We start from the raw sequence: 17,134 nt of genomic DNA, 5'->3' as shown, positions 1-17,134 counted from the left end.
AAATGGCAAGGCCCGCGACCAAGCTGCCGCCGCGGCTGTCGCTGTTCGACCGGCTGCTGCAGGGCGACAGCATCGAGACAGACCGCAATGCCGACCGCGCCATGCGCGAGTTGCGCGAGGCGGTGCGGCGCGACCTGGAGATCCTGTTCACCACCCGGCCGCGCTACCTGTCGATGCCGGCGGAACTGGAGGAACTGCGCAGCTCGGTTCTGTCCTTCGGCCTGCAGGATCTGCAGACCCAGCAATTGGCGACCCCGTCCCAGCAGGGCCAGTTCCGGACGCGCCTCGAGGCCCTGATCCGCCAGTTCGAGCCGCGTTTCCGGGACGTCAGCGTCGAGTTGCTGTCCGGCACCGACAAGCTGGACCGGACCCTGCGTTTTCGCGTCCATGCCGTGCTGCAGACGGATGCCACCAGCGAGGCCGTCGTCTACGACACGCTGGTCGACCCGGTTTCCGGCGGCCTGGTCCTGGCCGCCGGCGCGGGCTCGGAGCCGATCGGGTAACGAAGACGCCTCCCGGGCGCCGCTCCTTCGACCGGGATGACGGCGGTCGATTCGGCCCGTGGCTCAGGCCTCTTCCCGGTTCCGTTTGTTGGGCTACAAGTCCCCTGCCATGTGGGCGAGTGCGCCCGCCATGGAATGAAACGCCAGTATTCACCAACTTTGCGCGCGGCCTCGCGGGACCGTGCATGCACGTCTGATAGCCATCTTTCGGGAAAACGGCAGTCTTATCGGGCCAGGCGGTGGTGAAGATCGTCGAAACCCTATGCCGATCCGAGAATAGTCGGATCGATTCCTGAATTCGTGCTTCCGATATGCAACGCGCCGGCTTGGAGAACAGCTCGCCGGGATTGCCTTCATCAAAACGAGGGATGGTACCCTCCACCCATTGGTATCGTCCTTGGTTGTGCGAAAGCTGGCAGGATTGCCTTCCGTGGTCTGCGATCAGCGGACGACAATGGAGTAGGTGCTGTCCGGCCACGGCGGGTACGGCAGCCCATGGAGGCATGATGGCGACGTTCAACGGCACCAATGGCAACGACGTTGCGAATGCGAATACCGGGACGCTCACCGGTTTCTCGGGAGGCACGGTCGCCCAGCTCCAGGATGCCTCAGGCGATACCTTCAATGGCGGCAACGGCGCCGACACGATCGTCGCCGGCAGCGGCAACGACACGATCAATCTCGGCAGCGGCCAGTTCGTTGCAGGCGAGATCATAGACGGCGGCGGCAACAGCGCCACCGGCACGCGTGATCAGATCGTGCTGACCACGGGAGGCTCGGTCGACTTCTCCATCGGTAGCGTCTCGGGGATCGAGACGCTGACGGGCAGCATCCTGGGCGACACGGTGACGATGACGGCCTCGCAGTGGGCCGGGTTCAGCACGATCAACCTCGGCTTGCTTTCGGACACGGTGAACGTGGTTGCCAGCGGGAACATTTCGGCGCTCGCCACGCCGACGATCAGCAACGTCGAGACCGGCAATCTGACCGGAACGGCGGGCACCGATACCGTCACGCTCAGCGGCGCGCAGCTTAACGCCATCATCATCGGCTCCGGCAGCATCAATCTCGGCGCAGGCACGGGCGACACGATCAATCTGACCTCGACCTCCACCGACCTCAACACGCTGGGGGCGAACAATGCGTCCATCCAGGGCGTCGAGGCGATCTCTGCCGCTGGTGCTGCCTCCGGCGTGACGATAAGCCTGACGGGCCAGAGCGAGGCCTTCGCTATCACCGGAAGCAATCAGAACGACGTGATCACCGGCGGAACCGGGGCTGACACCATCGTCGCGGGCGGCGGGAACGACACTGTCAACATCGCAACCGGCCAGTTCGGCGCGGGCGAATCCATTGACGGCGGCGCCGATGGCGGCACAGGTACGCGCGATCAGGTCGTGCTTACAGGCAGCAGCGCGACGGTTGACTTTTCCATTGGAACAATCTCCGGGCTGGAGACACTGACCGGCACGTCGGGCAACGACGCAGTGACCATGACCGCGGCGCAATGGGCTGGCTTCAGCACGATCAATCTAGGCAGCGGCACAGGCGACGTCCTCAACGTCGTGGCCAACGGCGGCATTTCAGCTCTTACCACACCCGCCATAAGCAGTGTCGAGACAGGCAGTCTCACCGGAACGGCCGGAACGGACAGTGTCACGCTCAGCGGTGCCCAGCTTGACGCCATCATAATCGGCTCCGGTACGATCAATCTTGGCGCCGGCTCGGGCGATACGATCAATCTCACCTCCACGTCCGCCGACCTCAACACGCTGGGGGCGAGCAACAATTCCATCCAGGGTGTCGAGGCGATCTCCGCTGCCGGCGCGGCATCGGGCGTCACGATCGCCCTTGGCGGCCAGAGCGAAGCCTTCGCGATCACGGGAAGCAATCAGAACGATGTGATAACTGGAGGAACCGGGGCCGACACGATCCTGGCCGGCGCGGGCGACGACACCGTCAATATCGCGACCGGCCAATTCGTCGCGGGCGAGTCCCTGCAGGGCGGTGCAGACAGCGGCAGCGGTACCCGCGATCAGATCCTGTTGACCGGCAGTAGCGCGACGGTCGATTTCTCGTTGGGTACCATTTCGGGTTTCGAGACCCTTACCGGCACCTCGGGCAACGACACGGTGACCATGACCGCCGCCCAATGGGCGGGGTTCAACTCGATCAATCTCGGCAGCGGGCCGAGCGATGTGCTCAATGTCGTGGCCGGCGGTGATCTATCGGCCCTCTCGACGCCGACGCCGAGCGGGATCGAGTCGCTCAACGTCGTCGGCACGTCGGGCAACGACGTGATGACGGTAAGCGGTGCTCAACTCGACGCGATGGTCGGAGGATCCGGTACCATCAATTTCGGTGCGGGCTCGGGCGACACACTCGATCTGACCTCGACCTCGGTCGATCTCAATCTGTTGGGGGCGAACAACAATTCGATCCAGGGCCTTGAGGCGATCTCGGCCGCGTCAGCTACATCGGGCGTCACCATCTCGCTCGGCGGCCAGACCGAGGCCTTTTCGCTCACGGGCAGCGCTTTCGCAGATACGATCACCGGCGGCTCCGGCAACGACACCATCGCCGGCGGCGCCGGCAACGATGTCATCGACGGGGGCGGCGGCACGGGCGATACGGTTGTGTTCAGCGGTGCCCGTGCCGACTATGCGGTCTCGCTGCAGGGTTCGACCTATACGATAACCGACAATCGCGCCGGTTCTCCCAACGGCGCCGACAGCGTGACCAATGTCGAGAACTTCCAGTTCTCGGACGGAACGCGCACCGCGAGCCAGCTCAACCCGACGGTGCCCACCCAGAACAAGATTGCTCTTGAAAACCAGAAGCAGGGCAATCCCCAGAGCGAGTGGGGCATCCAAGGCGACGGCTCGGCCAACATCCAGGGTTTCGCCGCGGAGATCAGCACCAACATCGGCGGTACGGTAGACTTCAAGATCGCGACAGACTCGACCAACTACCGTATCGATATCTACCGCCTCGGTTACTACAATGGCGACGGTGCCCGGAAGGTGGCGTCGATCCAGAGGACGCTGGGCTCGGCCCAGGTCCAGCCGCACCCAATCGTCGATATGTCGCGCGGTCTCATCGACGCCGGCAACTGGTCGGTTTCGGCGAGTTGGCAGGTCCCGCAGGACGCGGTCTCCGGCGTCTATATAGCCAAGCTGGTCCGCCAGGACGGTACGGAAGGGGCGAGTCATATTCCGTTCATCATTCGGGACGACGCTTCCACCAGCGATATCGTCTTCCAGACCTCCGACACGACCTGGCAGGCCTACAATGAATGGGGCGGCGCCAGCCTCTATTTCGGCGAAGTGCCGGTCGATCCCGCGAACATGATCGGCTATTTGCCGCCCAATTGCGGCTGCGGGGTCAATTCGATCGGCCGTGCAACGGCGGTGAGCTACAACCGCCCGATCGTGACCAACACCAGCGTCATAGGCGGGACGCACGACTTCATCTTCGGCGTCGAGCATTCGGCTATCCGCTGGCTGGAGCAGAACGGCTACGACGTCTCCTACATCTCGGGCGTCGATACCACGAGGGCCGGTGCCAACCTGCTGAACCATCAAGCCTTTCTCTCTGTCGGTCATGACGAATACTGGTCGGCCGAACAACGTGCCAATGTCGAGGCGGCGCGGGACGCAGGGGTCAATCTCGCCTTCTGGAGCGGCAACGAGGTCTATTGGAAGGTGCGGTGGGAAACGAGCATCGACGGCAACGGCACGCCGTACCGTACGATGGTCACCTACAAGGAAACCTGGGGCGGCACGCCCGACCCCAGCCCCATCGGCACCGGCACCTGGCGTGACCCGCGCTTTGCCGACCCTGGCCAGGAGCCGGAAAATTCGCTGACCGGCACCATGTTCACGGTCGACTCCTATCGGCTGGATACAATCACCATCCCCTACGAGTATTCCAACCTTCGCTTCTGGCGAAACACCGATGTCGCCAACCTGCAGCCCGGCCAGACCTATTCCCTGGTCCAGAACCTGCTCGGCTACGAGTGGGACTCCGACGTGGAGAACGGCTTCCGGCCCGCCGGACTGATCAACATGTCGCTGTCGACCGTCTCGGTGGACACCTATCTGCGGGACTACGGGACCCGGGTAGGGTCGGCCGACGTGACACACAGCCTGACCATGTACCGTGCCGAAAGCGGCGCGCTCGTCTTCGGAGCGGGTACGGTCTTCTGGTCCTGGGGCCTCGACGATCAGCACGAAGGCGCCGCGACACCCGTCGATCCGAATGTCCGGCAGGCGATGGTGAACATGTTCGCCGACATGGGTATCCAGCCCAGCACGCTGGATGCCAGCCTGGTTCTTGCAACGCAATCGACCGATACGACCAAGCCCACTTCGACCGTCACGTCTCCGACCCTGGGAGCGGCCTTCGTCGAAGGGCAAAAGGTCACGATCACCGGGACCGCGCAGGATTTCGGCGGCGGCATTATCGCCGGCGTCGAGGTCTCGACCGATGGCGGACAGAGCTGGTGGAAGGCGACAGGCCGCGAGAACTGGAGCTACAGCTGGAACGTGCAGGCCAGCGGCACATACACGATCCTGTCCCGCGCGGTCGACGACAGTGTCAATCTCGGTACACCCTCCACGGGCGTTCAGGTAACGGTCAATCTGCCTTCGACGTCCAGTTTGTGGACCTTGGCGAGCAATCCGGCGACCGAAACGACGCTCGACAATGATACGATCGTCGAGAGCGGGGTCGAGCTCGGCGTCCGCTTCCAGTCGCTCACCGGCGGCGTTGTCGAGGGCATCCGATTCTACAAGGGCTTCTACAACCTCGGCCCGCACACCGTCAGCCTGTGGACATCGAACGGGACGCGTCTGGCCACCGGCTTGGCCGTGGGCGAAAGCATCAAGGGCTGGCAGACAGTGGTGTTCTCGTCTCCGGTGCGTATCGACGCCGGAACGACCTATGTGGCGTCCTACCACTCCGAGGGGTATTGGTCGTCTACCGACAACTATTTCACGTCGACCTATACGAATGGGGCACTCTCGGTTCAGCCTGGTGGCTCTGTCTACGCATACAGCAATAACCCGGGCGCTTTCCCGGCCAACACTCCGTTCAACAACACGAACTTTTGGGTCGACGTGGTCTTCAACCCCGATCCCAATCAGCCGCCGGTGGCGACCGACGACAGTTTTACGATCGGCAGGGACGGCACGCTTACCGTATCTTTCGCCGCGCTGACGTCGAACGACACCGACCCCAACGCCAATCAGCTTACCGTCACGGCTGTAGGCAATGCCACAAACGGAACGGTGGCCCTCGATGCGCAGACCGGAAACGTGATCTTCACGCCGACAGCGGGCTACAGCGGACCGGCAAGTTTCACCTATACGGTCTCGGACGGACTGGGAGGCACGGACACCGGCAACGTGGCCGTGACGGTCGAAGAGGGGCCGGCCGGGGTAACGTTCTTCCAGGGTACCGACGGACCGGCGGGGCCGGCGCATGACGAAGGCACGGCGTCGCTGGAACTCGGGATGAAGTTCATCGCATCGGCGCGCGGAACCATCACCGGCATACGCTTCTACAAGCCGTCAGGGGCCACCGGGACGCACACCGGCTCGCTGTGGTCCTCCACGGGCACGCTGCTGGCGACCGTCACCTTCACCAACGAATCCTTCAGCGGCTGGCAGACCGCCACCTTCTCCAACCCGGTTGAGATCACCAAGGGGACGACTTATGTCGCCTCCTACCACACGACCGGGCGCTATGTGGCAGATTCCAACTACTTCGCGACTGACCGTACCAGCGGGGCGTTGACGGCGCCATCATCGGCGGCGAGCGGTGGCAACGGTGTCTATCGCTATGGAACGGGAACGTTGTTCCCAACGGCAAGCTATCAGGCTTCCAACTACTGGGTCGATGTGGTCTTCAACCAGTCGACTACCAATGCCGTCCCGGTCGCCAACAACGACAATGGCTATGTGGTCACGTCCAACACGCAGATATCGCTGGCCGCTTCCTCGCTTCTCGCCAACGATACCGATGCGGACGGCGACACGCTCGCCATCACGGGCGTTGGAAACGCGACCAACGGCACGGTGGCGTTCGACAGCAACAGCAATATTGTCACATTCACGCCCACGGCCGGCTACACGGGACCGGCCAGCTTCACCTATTCCATCTCGGACGGGGCAGGCGGAGCGTCTTCCGCGATGGTCAACATGACGGTCAATCCGCCCGAGACGACGCAGAGCCTGTTCTCGCCAAACGGCACGCCGACGACCGTCACCGTCAATGATTCCGGCGGCGTCGAACTCGGGATGAAGTTCCAGGCCGACGTTGCGGGGTGGATCACCGGCTTCAAGTTCTACAAGGGGCCACAGAACACGGGGCCGCACGAGGCGCATCTGTGGACGTCGACGGGGACGCTGATCGCGTCGGCAACCTTCACAAACGAGACGGCGAGCGGCTGGCAGTCCGTGACCCTGCCGCAGGAGGTCGCGATCCAGGCCAACACGACCTACGTCGTGTCCTACCACTCGAACGGCTTCTATTCGGCAAGCCCGGGTTTCTTCGACACGGAGTTCTCAAACGGCAATCTCACCGCGTTGTCGAGCGGCTCGAGCGGTGGCAACGGGGTCTATGCGTATGGTGCGAGCGGCCTGTTCCCGACCAATACGTACAATGCGACCAACTACTATGTCGATGTCGCGTTCAGACCGCAGCTGGCGGCATAGGAGGGGCCGTGCCGATGGAAGCCGTTGAGCATCGCCTGCCCGTAACGGTGCTGACCGGCTTTCTCGGCGCCGGCAAGACGACGATGCTCAACCACATCCTTCACAATCGCGAAGGGCGGCGGGTCGCGGTCATCGTCAACGATATGAGCGAGGTCAATATCGATGCCGATCTCGTTCGCGATGGCGGGGCGGGGCTGTCGCGCACCGAGGAGACCCTGGTCGAACTGACCAATGGCTGCATCTGCTGCACGCTGAGGGATGACCTGCTGAGCGAGATCAGGCGGCTCGCCGCCGAGCGGCGGTTCGACTACCTCCTGATCGAGGGCACCGGCATCGCCGAGCCGCTGCCGATCGCCGCGACATTCTCCTTCCGCGATGCCGAGGGCAACGCGCTCTGCGACGTCGCGCGGCTGGACACCATGATCACGGTGGTCGATGCGGCGAACCTCCTGTCGAACTATTCCGGTTCGGACCTCCTCAGGGACCGTGGTGAGGTCCGTGACGCCGAGGACGACCGCTCCCTCGTCGACCTGCTTGTCGAGCAGATCGAGTTCGCCGATGTCGTCGTCGTCAACAAGATCTCCGAAGTGGCGCCCGGGATGCGGCTGGAACTGCGCCGCGTCATCGCCGCCCTCAATCCGGACGCGCGCATCGTCGAGACGGATTTCGGTCGGGCGCCGCTCGCTTGCGTGCTCGATACCGGTCTGTTCGACGAGGTCAAGGCGGCGCGGCATCCGCTATGGCACAAGGAACTCTACGGCGCGAAGGACCACCTGCCTGAGACCGAGGAATACGGCATTGCGAGCTTCGTCTACCGGGCCCGCCGTCCTTTCGATCCCCAGAAGTTCCACGCCTTTCTGCAGGAGGAGTGGCCGGGCCTGCTGCGGGCCAAGGGGCATTTCTGGCTGGCGAGCCGCCCGCGCTGGGTGGGACTGCTGTCGATCGCCGGCACGCAGCGGCGCACCGAGCCGAAGGCACTGTGGTGGGCGTCGGTACCCAAGGCGGACTGGCCCAGCCATCCGGGGTTTCGTCCGCTTCTCAGCCGCCACTGGCACCCGACCTGGGGTGACCGCCGGCAGGAACTGGTCTTCATCGGGGCCGGCCTCGACGAGGCCGCCATCCGTTCGGCCCTCGATGGCTGCCTATTCGGCCCGGAGGCCGGCTTCAATCCGCTCACTGCCCGCAACCTGCGCGATCCGTTCCCGCCGTGGGAGGAACGACACGCGGCCTGACCTTTCAACCTGGAGAAAAAGTATGGACAAGGAACTCTACGCCGACGGTATGAGCGAGATCACCGTCACCGGCTCGATCGTGAGGATCGATCTGATGAGCCTCTCTGCGACCGAGCGCGACGAAAAGAACAATCCCAAGCCGGTGTTCAGGCAGCGGATCATCATGCCGGTGGACGCTTTCGCCAATGCCGTCGATCTGATGCAGAAGGCGCTGGGTGGGCTGGTCGAAGCGGGTGCGGTACGCCGGATCGGCGATGTCCAGAGACCGCAGGCCGCGGATGGCGCCAAGGTGCGCTCCGAGCCGGCGTCGCAGTCGGTCAACGCATCGCCCAACTTCAACTGACGGCAGGAGCGTCGGCGGGTCCGATGCTCGAACGATAGAGAGAGCGGGGGCTCTTTCGGAACGGTGACGACAGGCTGCGCGACGCGGCCGAACTCGACCGTTTGAAGCGCCTCCGCCGCCCCGAGGCCGCTTCGAGTACGACACATGCAGCCCAATCCGCATACCAATCTTCAATGCCTGGCACTGGTCGCCCGCCATCACGGCGTCGATCTTTCTCCCGAACGGCTGGTGCACGACTATGCCGTCGGCGAGGAGCCGGTGCCGACGCGGCAATTGCTGCGCATGGCCAAGGATGCGGGGCTGCGAGCGCGGCAGATACGGCTTTCCTGGCAGGCGCTGATGAGGCTCGGTGACGCCTATCCGGTGCTCGCCGAGCTCGACAACGGCAATTGGGTGGTGATCGCGGGCCCGGTTCTCGGTGGCGAGCAGGAGATGGTCCGGGTGCTCGATCCCCTGGCTTCGAGGCCGGAGATCCTGCTGGTCACGGAGCAGCAGCTCTGCCGGGGTTGGCGCGGCTCGATCGTACTGCTGAAGCGCAATTACCGCATGTCCGACGAGGACCTGCCGTTCGGCTTCCGTTGGTTCGTGCCCGAGATCATCCGCCAGCGCGGACTCTTCGGCGATGTCGCCCTGGCGGCCTTCGTGCTCTATGGCCTGGGGCTGCTGACGCCGATCTTCTTCCAGTTGGTCATCGACAAGGTGCTGGTGCACCAGAGCTATGCGACGCTGACCGTGCTGACCATCGGCATCATGGTTGCGCTCGTCTTCGATGCCGCCTTCGGTTTCCTGAGGCGATATCTGCTTCTCTACGCGACCAACAGGATCGACATCCGGATCGCGACCCGAACCTTCGGGCATTTGCTGAACCTGCCGATCGCCCTGTTCGAGCACGCTTCCGCGGGCGTGCTGGTCAAGCATATGCAGCAGACCGGTCGAATTCGCGAATTCCTGACCGGGCGGCTTTTCCTGACGCTGCTCGACGGGCTCTCGTTGCTGGTTTTCGTGCCGATCCTGTTGCTCTACAGCGTCAAGCTCACTCTTGTGGTCATCGGTTTCGCCGTGCTCGTCGGCCTCGTGGTGATGCTCCTCGTCGGGCCGTTCCAGCGGCGTCTCCAGGCTCTCTACAAGGCGGAAGGCGAACGGCAGGCGCTGCTGGTGGAGACCGTCCACGGAATGCGCACCGTCAAGTCGCTGGCGCTCGAGCCGCGACAGCGGCGGGTATGGGACGACCGTTCGGCCGAGTCGATCTCGGTGCGTTTCCGGGTCGACAAGATATCGGCCGTCGCACAGTCGCTCACCGGCCTCCTGGAAAAGCTGATGAGCGTCGCCATAGTCGGGCTCGGCGCGCTCGACGTCTTCGACGGGACCATGACGATCGGCGCGCTCGTTGCCTTCAACATGCTGGCCGGCCGCGTTTCGGGGCCGCTGGTCCAGATCGTCACCATGGTCCACGAATACCAGGAGGTCGCGCTGTCGGTCCGCATGCTGGGCGAGATCATGAACCAGCGTCCGGAGCAGCACGGCCGCGGGCGCGGCCTGCGGCCGGATCTCGATGGACGCATCGAGTTCGACCGCGTTTCGTTCCGCTATGCGCCGGACGGCCAGCCTGCCCTCGACGATGTCTCGTTCACCGTACCGGCCGGCTCGGTCTTCGGTATCGTCGGCAAGAGCGGCTCGGGCAAGACGACCATCACCCGCCTCATCCAGGGGCTCTACCCGGTGCAGCAGGGACTGGTGCGCATCGACGGCCATGACAGCCGCGAGATCGACCTCGTCCATCTCAGGAAGAGCATTGGCGTGGTGCTGCAGGACAGTTTCCTGTTCCGCGGCACGGTACGCGACAACATCGCCGCGGCGAAGCCCGACGCCAGCATCGAGGAGATCGCCGCCGCCGCCCGCATCGCCGGCGCCGAGGAGTTCATCGAGCGTCTTCCCCGCGGCTTCGAGACCATGCTGGAGGAGAATGCGGCGAACCTCTCCGGCGGGCAGAGGCAGCGGCTGGCCATCGCCCGGGCGCTGATCACCGATCCGCGCCTCCTCATCTTCGACGAAGCGACCAGCGCGCTCGATCCCGACAGCGAGGCCATCATCCGCCAGAACCTCGCGCAGATCGCCGCGGGCCGCACCGTCGTGATCGTCTCGCACCGGCTGTCGACCCTGGTCGACGCCGACGCGATCCTGGTCGTCGATCGCGGCAAGATCGCCGACATCGGCCGCCACGACCAACTCGTCTCGCGCTGCATGACCTATCGCCATCTCTGGGCGCAGCAGAACAGGCAAGCCGCATGAGCACCGACACGGAAGCGAAGACAAAGAACCTGCCGGTGCCCGCCGACGGGCACAGGCGGGACGTGGCGCGCGGCTTCGAGCGAACGCCCGTCATCGCGGAATTCCAGTCGGATGCGGTCGAACTGGAGGAACGTGTCCCGCCCCGGATCGCCCGGCTGACCCTCTACGGCGTCACCGCGCTGATCGGTGCGGCGGTGTTGTGGGCGTCGCTCTCGTCGATCGACGAGGTCGTGGTCGCTCCGGGCAAGCTGATCACGACCGAGCCGACCATTGTGCTGCAGCCGCTGGAGACATCCATCATCCGCTCGATCGACGTCGCTGCCGGCGACGTCGTGCACGCCGGCCAGACGCTCGCCACACTGGATGCGACCTTCAGCCAGTCCGATGTCGACCAGCAGCGGGCGAAATTCGCGGCCCTCGATGCCCAGGTGAAGCGGCTCGAAGCAGAGCTTGCGGGCCGGGACTACGCCACGGTCGCCGGCAGCACACCGGACGAGCAGTTGCAGCTTCAGCTCTTCGAGCAGCGTCGCGCCTTCCGCATCGCCCAGCTCGACAATTTCGACCAGCAGATGGCTGCGCAAAATGCGGCAATCGCTGCCGGCAAGGACCAGGCGGCGATTCTGGACCGGCGGCGCGACGGGCTCGTCCAGATAGAGGAGGCACGCGAGACGCTCTACAAGCAGGAAACCGGCTCGCTGCTCAACCTTCTCAGCTCCCGCGATGCGCGCCTCGACGTGGAGGCGAGCATTGCGCAGCTGCGCGGCAAGGAGACGGAGGCGACCTATGCGCTTGCGAAGCTCGAGGCCGACCGGCGGGCCTTCATCGAGGATTTCCGCCGGGCGACATCCGAGCAGCTCGTCGAGCGCAGGAACGAGCGCGACGCGGCGGGCGAAGAGCTGAAGAAGATGGAACTGCGGCGCAACATGGTGGCGCTGACCGCGCCGGCCGATGCCGTCGTACTCGATATGGCCCAGCGCTCCGTCGGTTCGGTCGTGCGCGAGGCCGAGCCGATCGTGACGCTCGTGCCGCTCGACGTCCCGCTCGAGGCGGAAGTCTCCGTCAACGCGCGGGATATCGGCAGGATCGAGGTCGATGAACCGGCACGGATCAAGTTCGACGCCTATCCGTTCCAGAAATACGGCACTGCCTCGGGCTCGATCCGTACGATCAGCCAAGACGCCTTTGCGCCGGATCCGAAAGGCGGCCAGACGGAGACCGCGGAGCTTCCCTTCTTCAAGGCGCGGGTGCTGCTCGGCGACAAGAGGCTCGATGGGTCGGGTGAAGAGGTGCGTCTGTTGCCCGGCATGGCGGTGACGGCCGAGATCAAGGTCGGGCGCAGGACAGTGATATCCTATTTCCTCTATCCGCTCATCCGCGGCCTGGACGACAGTATCCGCGAGCCGTGATCGGGAGTCCGGCAACTCTGCGTCTTCCCGCATCGTCTTGATTTCGCGAGTTCGCCTCCGATCCGATATCGGGATCCTGCGAACTTCGAAATCACGACACCGGCATGCGTCGAGCCTCGATCCGCTCGTTCAACGCGTATCGGCTTCCAGATAGGACGGATCGAAATCCGCGAGCTGGATGAGGGCCGCGCGGTTCAGCAGCTCGACCCTGCCGGCACTGAAGACAAGCAGCTCGCGTTCGCGCAGATAGCGCAGTACGCGGTTGAGATGGATGCTGGTCAGGCCGAGCGCGTCGGCCAGGAGCTGCTGCGAGAGCGGGCATTCATATCGGGTCGGCGTGGCCAGTTCCACCTCGTTGAGGCGGTAGCCCAGTTCCAGGAGGAAATGTGCGATACGCCCCAGGGCGCTGCGTCGGCCGAGATTGACCAGATGTTGCGCCACGATCGCCTCGTCGCGCGCGAAGCTCCATAACACGGCTTCGGTGAGACGGGGAGATTGCTGCATGGCCGAGATCATCTGGCTGCGGCTGACCTCGGATACGACCACGTCAGTCAGCGCCTCGACGCTCTGGTCCGATGTCTGGAGGAACAGGCTGTTCAGTCCGACGAAGTCGCCGGGAAGCTGGATGTTGATGATCTGCCGTCCGCCGTCCGGCAGCCGTTTGTAGGAGCACATCCAGCCATCGTGGAGGACATAGGCGACCGGAGCGCTATGGCTTTCATGGACGAGTTCCTTGCGCCTGCTGACGGCGTGTCGCGCCGAACGAAAGTCGGCAAGGGCGCTCTTCTCCGCGATCGTGGGTGCGAATCTGTCGAGCCTTCTGGCGAAAGCGTCCGCCTGGCGGGAATTCGTTGTGTGCAACTGCTTACCCCTTGATGCAGCTGGTCCCTGTTTCAAGCTTCGCTCCAAGCAAATATCCCATCCTTGGAAGCAGCTCTTGAATAAGGAATGATCCCCTGCAATTTTTCTCCCTAAAGCGACTATCCCAATTTTCTTTGACAGGCGACGCCATTGTCGGGTTGTTTCGGCGCCATTATTGGTTGTTTTCGGCCTGGTGATCGCGCGCCCGCGCAGGCTAAGGTGGAACAGGGGGAAATCGCCGCGGCAATGTCCACGCCGGCTGAAGCGGGCAGAAGACGCGTCGCGCGGCGGCCGTGATGCTCGCGCGCCCTGTTTCCACGACGCTGTTCGCGAGGAACCGATGCTGCCAGTGACGTGGCGATAGGCCGATCTCCTTCCTGAAGTTGTTGCTCCGGGCGAGAGAATGTCGCCCGCAATGATCCTCAGCTGCTCCGATGCTTGATCGGCAAGATATCGAGAGGCAGCAGGTGGAGAGCATATCGGCCGCTCGGCTGCAGATTTCCCTGCGCAACAACGCGTGATCGCAGCCTCGGTTCCGCTTCCTGCGGCGATGCGCTCGCACCTCCAGGGAGCAGGTATCGGAAAAGGCCTGCCGTACGACCGCTGGCAACATTCGCAACGTAGATCGTTAGAGCTATCCTTCGGGAAGTATTATTATTACTTAATTTTTCTGCCTGCAAGGCGAAAAAAAGGCGATGCGCCTGACTGTTTTATTTTCATTTGACTGAGAGTTGATCGTAGAAAATCCCGTCGTCGTTTGTAGTGTTCGGCATCTGTGTTGGCGGCTTCGATTGCATCTTTGCTTTCCCCAGGGGGTGGCCATCGCGGATGGTTGTGGGGACGATGCGGTACAATCGTCGAATGGGTATCTTCGCTGGACTTGTTATTCCCACATCTGGTTCCTTCGTGAATTTCAATCCTTCCCGCGCCGGCAGATTATGTTATCGGGCGCGGCGAAATCATGAAAGAGAGGGGTTTGTGTCCACAAAATCTCGATCTATTCGTGCTTAGTCAAATTAGGTTAGATCGAAGAGAACGGAAGTCACATCGAGTTCTGAAGGACGACATGGTCGTAGCACGACATAAACTCACTGTGCCGGTTGTCTGATTAGGATCGATCGAGTTTGGTATGGGGCTAATCGAAATTATCAATTGATTAACCCAAGTTAATCTCTGTGATATTGGGGAGTGTATAGTGGTGGGTAGCCGTGACCCTCTCACGGTGTCGGGCGGGGTCCAATCCGTATCCTTTATGCTGGCGGTGGTCGTAGCGACCATGACGGCCCGGGGGATGTGGAATGATTCCGAACGGCGAGACTTGTGTTGGGGAGTAACGCCAGTCTGCAATGCGTCGGGGCGACGCGTTGCGCGTTCGGACTGGACATCAGGGGTGAACAGTCATGACTTCAGCTATCGCAACCAGTGGAAGCAATGCGCCTATCAATATGAAGACCGCAGCCGCAGTCGGGCTTACGGGTATCCAACGCGTCGCGGCTTCGGAAGAATCGGTCCATGCGGACCGCTCGTTGGTCATCGTCGACGGGCGGGCGCTCGATCGCGAATGCCTCGCCCAGAGCATCACCGCCCATCGGGTGGGTATGCAGGTGCTGGCGTTCGGGTCGATCGAGGAATGGAAGCAGAAGCAGGACGAATATCCGCCGCTGGCGGCTATTCTTCTCAATGTCGGCGGCAGGAAGATCGCCGATCCGAACGTCTCCGAGGAAATCAGGAAACTGGCAACTGAATTCGGGACGACGCCGGTCATCGTGCTGGCGGATACCGATGAACTGTCCCAGATCATGAAGGCGCTGGAGCTCGGAGCGCGCGGTTACATTCCCTCGTCGGTCGGCATCGATGTCTGCATCGAGGCCATCGGGCTGGCGCTCGCCGGCGGCATATTCGTGCCGGCCAGCAGCGTCTTTGCCATGCGCCAGGTGCTCGACACCGGCGGCAGCCCTGCTCGGCCGATGGCGGGCATGTTCACGGCTCGTCAGGCGGAGGTCGTGGAAGCCTTGAGGCGCGGCAAGGCGAACAAGATCATCGCCTACGAACTCAAGCTGCGCGAGAGCACCGTCAAGGTGCACATCCGCAACATCATGAAGAAGGTCAAGGCCACCAATCGGACCGAAGTGGCTTACAAGATCAACGACCTCTTCCCGGCGGAGTTTTCCGGATCGAGCAGGCCGCAGGCCTGACAGACTCTCATAGAGGGGATTTCGTCCTTCCGTCGCCAAACGCAGCCTCGGCTCTCATTCGCAAGCGGGGCTTCTGGCGAGAGACGCGGAAAACCGCGCTGGACAGGACGCCTACTGAAGCCGCGTCGGGATTCCCGCCGCGGCTTTTTTGTGAGCGGTTCCGCTTTGTGTGGTCTCGACCGGCGGCCGATCGGGTCGCCTTGTTTCGACGCAGCAGCGCCCGACATAGTCGGGGCGTCGCCAATTTGATCGCGGAGCGAGATGGGCTTCAAAGCCCGGTGCCGCGCAGCACCACAAGCGGCGTCAGCGCGAGGATCCAGAGATCGGTCCGGAACGACATGGCGCCGGCATAGCGCCCATCATAGATGGCGCGTTCCGCGAAGGAGCATGCGTTGCGTTCACTGACCTGCCAGAGCCCGGTTATTCCGGGGCGCATCATGAAGTAGGCGGTACCCGGATATTGTTGGCGCTGGTCGGGGCACATCGGGCGCGGCCCCACCAGGCTCATGTCGCCCACGAAGACATTCAGCAGTTGCGGCAGTTCGTCGAGCGAATATTTGCGGAGGTAACGGCCCAGGGTGGTGATGCGCGGATCGTTTCTGAGCTTCTGAGCCTTGTCCCATTCGATCCGTGCCGCGGCGTTGCCGTTCAGATATTCCTGGAGCCGCTGCTCGGCATTCGGAACCATCGTCCGCAGCTTCCACAGCTTGAATACCTTGCCGTCCTTGCCCAATCGTTCCTGGCGATAAAAGGCGGATCCCCCATCGAGCCGGATCAGAAGCGCCAATATGCCGACGATGGTGAGCACGAAGGGCGCGAGCGCAATCGTGACGGCAACATCCAGGCCGCGTTTCGCTGCCAGATAGGACTGTTTTGGTCGGGCCCTCCGATTGGATGACAGGGCGTCAACCGAAAGGTGGGGGGAATACGATCTGGAGTAATTTTCCAGCATCAATACCTCCAAGGGAGAGGGTGAGAGCGCCGGAAGAAAGTCAATCTCGTCATATCGGCGTGGGTAGGTTGCCATATTGATCGAGGTGTTATTTGACCCTTCCAAGATTTGATCCATGGAAGAACTCGGCTCGTCTTCCATTTCCTGAAAGAATTATGAGAATTGTATTTGGAACGGCAATAAGCCCATCTTAGCTATTTCATCCTAGACTGTACGGGCTAGGTGGCGGAAATCGCCTGTCGGGGTCACGCTCGAACCAATCGCGCAGCTGGAAATGCGGCGCTGAGCAGCGCCAAACCGGGGGGCGGAGCATCGCCAGGGCCCGAAGGAGAACCGTGGTCGGACGCCGAAACGGCGATATGCCAACGACCCGGATGGCGAGACACCTGGGCGAGGTAGGGGCATCCACGCGACCTCGGTCGCCAGCGTCCGAGCCGCTTGGCTTTCGCGCGGACCAGGCAGCGGGGCGCTCCAGGCCATCGTTCTTATCGACCGCCGATGCCCCTGCCGGATGCATTCCGCTCCCGCGGGGGTCGCCATCCGCCGGCCGGCCCTCATGTCGGGTTCCTGTCTCGGAACGGATACGGTGTTCTGTGAAAGGGAAAGCCCCAGCGGCGATGATATCGGCGCGCAA

At 63.0% G+C, this 17,134-nt stretch carries 9 protein-coding genes; 7 read left to right on the top strand and 2 right to left on the bottom strand.

Annotated features, from left to right (window positions below; all coding sequences use genetic code 11):
• The first annotated feature begins 2 nt into the window (after positions 1–2).
• The 6 genes from tssE (at position 3) to JN302_RS36465 (ending at position 12,492) form a co-directional block, all read left to right on the top strand.
• Positions 3–503, top strand: coding sequence for a type VI secretion system baseplate subunit TssE (gene tssE / locus JN302_RS36490; RefSeq protein WP_202309166.1), 501 nt, complete (start codon positions 3–5; stop codon positions 501–503).
• Positions 504–1,009: 506 nt separating this feature from the next.
• Entirely contained in the window at positions 1,010–7,222 is a 6,213-nt protein-coding gene (locus JN302_RS39495) for a DUF4082 domain-containing protein (protein ID WP_210382577.1), read from the top strand.
• A 14-nt stretch (positions 7,223–7,236) separates the two neighbouring features.
• A complete protein-coding gene (locus JN302_RS36480) occupies positions 7,237–8,454 on the top strand; it encodes a GTP-binding protein (protein ID WP_202315288.1) in 1,218 nt (405 codons plus the stop codon).
• A gap of 22 nt (positions 8,455–8,476) precedes the next feature.
• Positions 8,477–8,797 (top strand): hypothetical protein, encoded by a 321-nt coding sequence (locus JN302_RS36475; RefSeq protein WP_202309164.1) that lies wholly within the window; start codon positions 8,477–8,479, stop codon positions 8,795–8,797.
• Between the two features lie 144 nt (positions 8,798–8,941).
• Complete coding sequence (locus tag JN302_RS36470; RefSeq protein ID WP_202309163.1) at positions 8,942–11,086, top strand: peptidase domain-containing ABC transporter; 2,145 nt, start codon at positions 8,942–8,944, stop codon at positions 11,084–11,086.
• Positions 11,083–12,492, top strand: a complete 1,410-nt coding sequence (locus JN302_RS36465; protein WP_202330831.1) for an HlyD family type I secretion periplasmic adaptor subunit — start codon at positions 11,083–11,085, stop codon at positions 12,490–12,492. The genes JN302_RS36470 and JN302_RS36465 overlap by 4 nt, the downstream gene beginning before the upstream one ends.
• 129 nt (positions 12,493–12,621) lie before the next feature.
• On the opposite strand, the gene JN302_RS36460 is transcribed toward JN302_RS36465, so the two are convergent.
• Positions 12,622–13,353: a Crp/Fnr family transcriptional regulator gene (locus JN302_RS36460; protein ID WP_202309161.1), complete on the bottom strand. Its 732-nt coding sequence runs from the start codon at positions 13,351–13,353 to the stop codon at positions 12,622–12,624.
• A 1,400-nt stretch (positions 13,354–14,753) separates the two neighbouring features.
• Here JN302_RS36460 and JN302_RS36455 point away from each other — a divergent pair.
• Positions 14,754–15,548 carry a response regulator transcription factor gene (locus JN302_RS36455; protein WP_244742657.1) on the top strand — a complete coding sequence of 265 codons (795 nt, stop codon included), beginning with the start codon at positions 14,754–14,756 and terminating at the stop codon, positions 15,546–15,548.
• A 268-nt stretch (positions 15,549–15,816) separates the two neighbouring features.
• On the opposite strand, the gene JN302_RS36450 is transcribed toward JN302_RS36455, so the two are convergent.
• Positions 15,817–16,617, bottom strand: a complete 801-nt coding sequence (locus tag JN302_RS36450; protein WP_274609245.1) for a sugar transferase — start codon at positions 16,615–16,617, stop codon at positions 15,817–15,819.
• Positions 16,618–17,134 lie beyond the last annotated feature (517 nt).

It is taken from the genome of Mesorhizobium sp. L-8-3, assembly GCF_016756615.1.
In the GTDB taxonomy this organism is placed as follows: Bacteria; Pseudomonadota; Alphaproteobacteria; order Rhizobiales; family Rhizobiaceae.
This window is presented reverse-complemented; position numbering and strand designations above follow the sequence as displayed.

Bases quoted from the DNA above. Each gene is read 5' to 3' on its own strand.
- tssE (WP_202309166.1), top strand. From the start codon at position 3: ATGGCAAGGCCCGCGACCAAGCTGCCGCCGCGGCTGTCGCTGTTCGAC.
- JN302_RS39495 (WP_210382577.1), top strand. From the start codon at position 1,010: ATGGCGACGTTCAACGGCACCAATGGCAACGACGTTGCGAATGCGAAT.
- JN302_RS36455 (WP_244742657.1), top strand. From the start codon at position 14,754: ATGACTTCAGCTATCGCAACCAGTGGAAGCAATGCGCCTATCAATATG.
- JN302_RS36480 (WP_202315288.1), top strand. From the start codon at position 7,237: ATGGAAGCCGTTGAGCATCGCCTGCCCGTAACGGTGCTGACCGGCTTT.
- JN302_RS36470 (WP_202309163.1), top strand. From the start codon at position 8,942: ATGCAGCCCAATCCGCATACCAATCTTCAATGCCTGGCACTGGTCGCC.
- JN302_RS36465 (WP_202330831.1), top strand. From the start codon at position 11,083: ATGAGCACCGACACGGAAGCGAAGACAAAGAACCTGCCGGTGCCCGCC.
- JN302_RS36475 (WP_202309164.1), top strand. From the start codon at position 8,477: ATGGACAAGGAACTCTACGCCGACGGTATGAGCGAGATCACCGTCACC.
- JN302_RS36450 (WP_274609245.1), bottom strand. From the start codon at position 16,617: ATGGATCAAATCTTGGAAGGGTCAAATAACACCTCGATCAATATGGCA.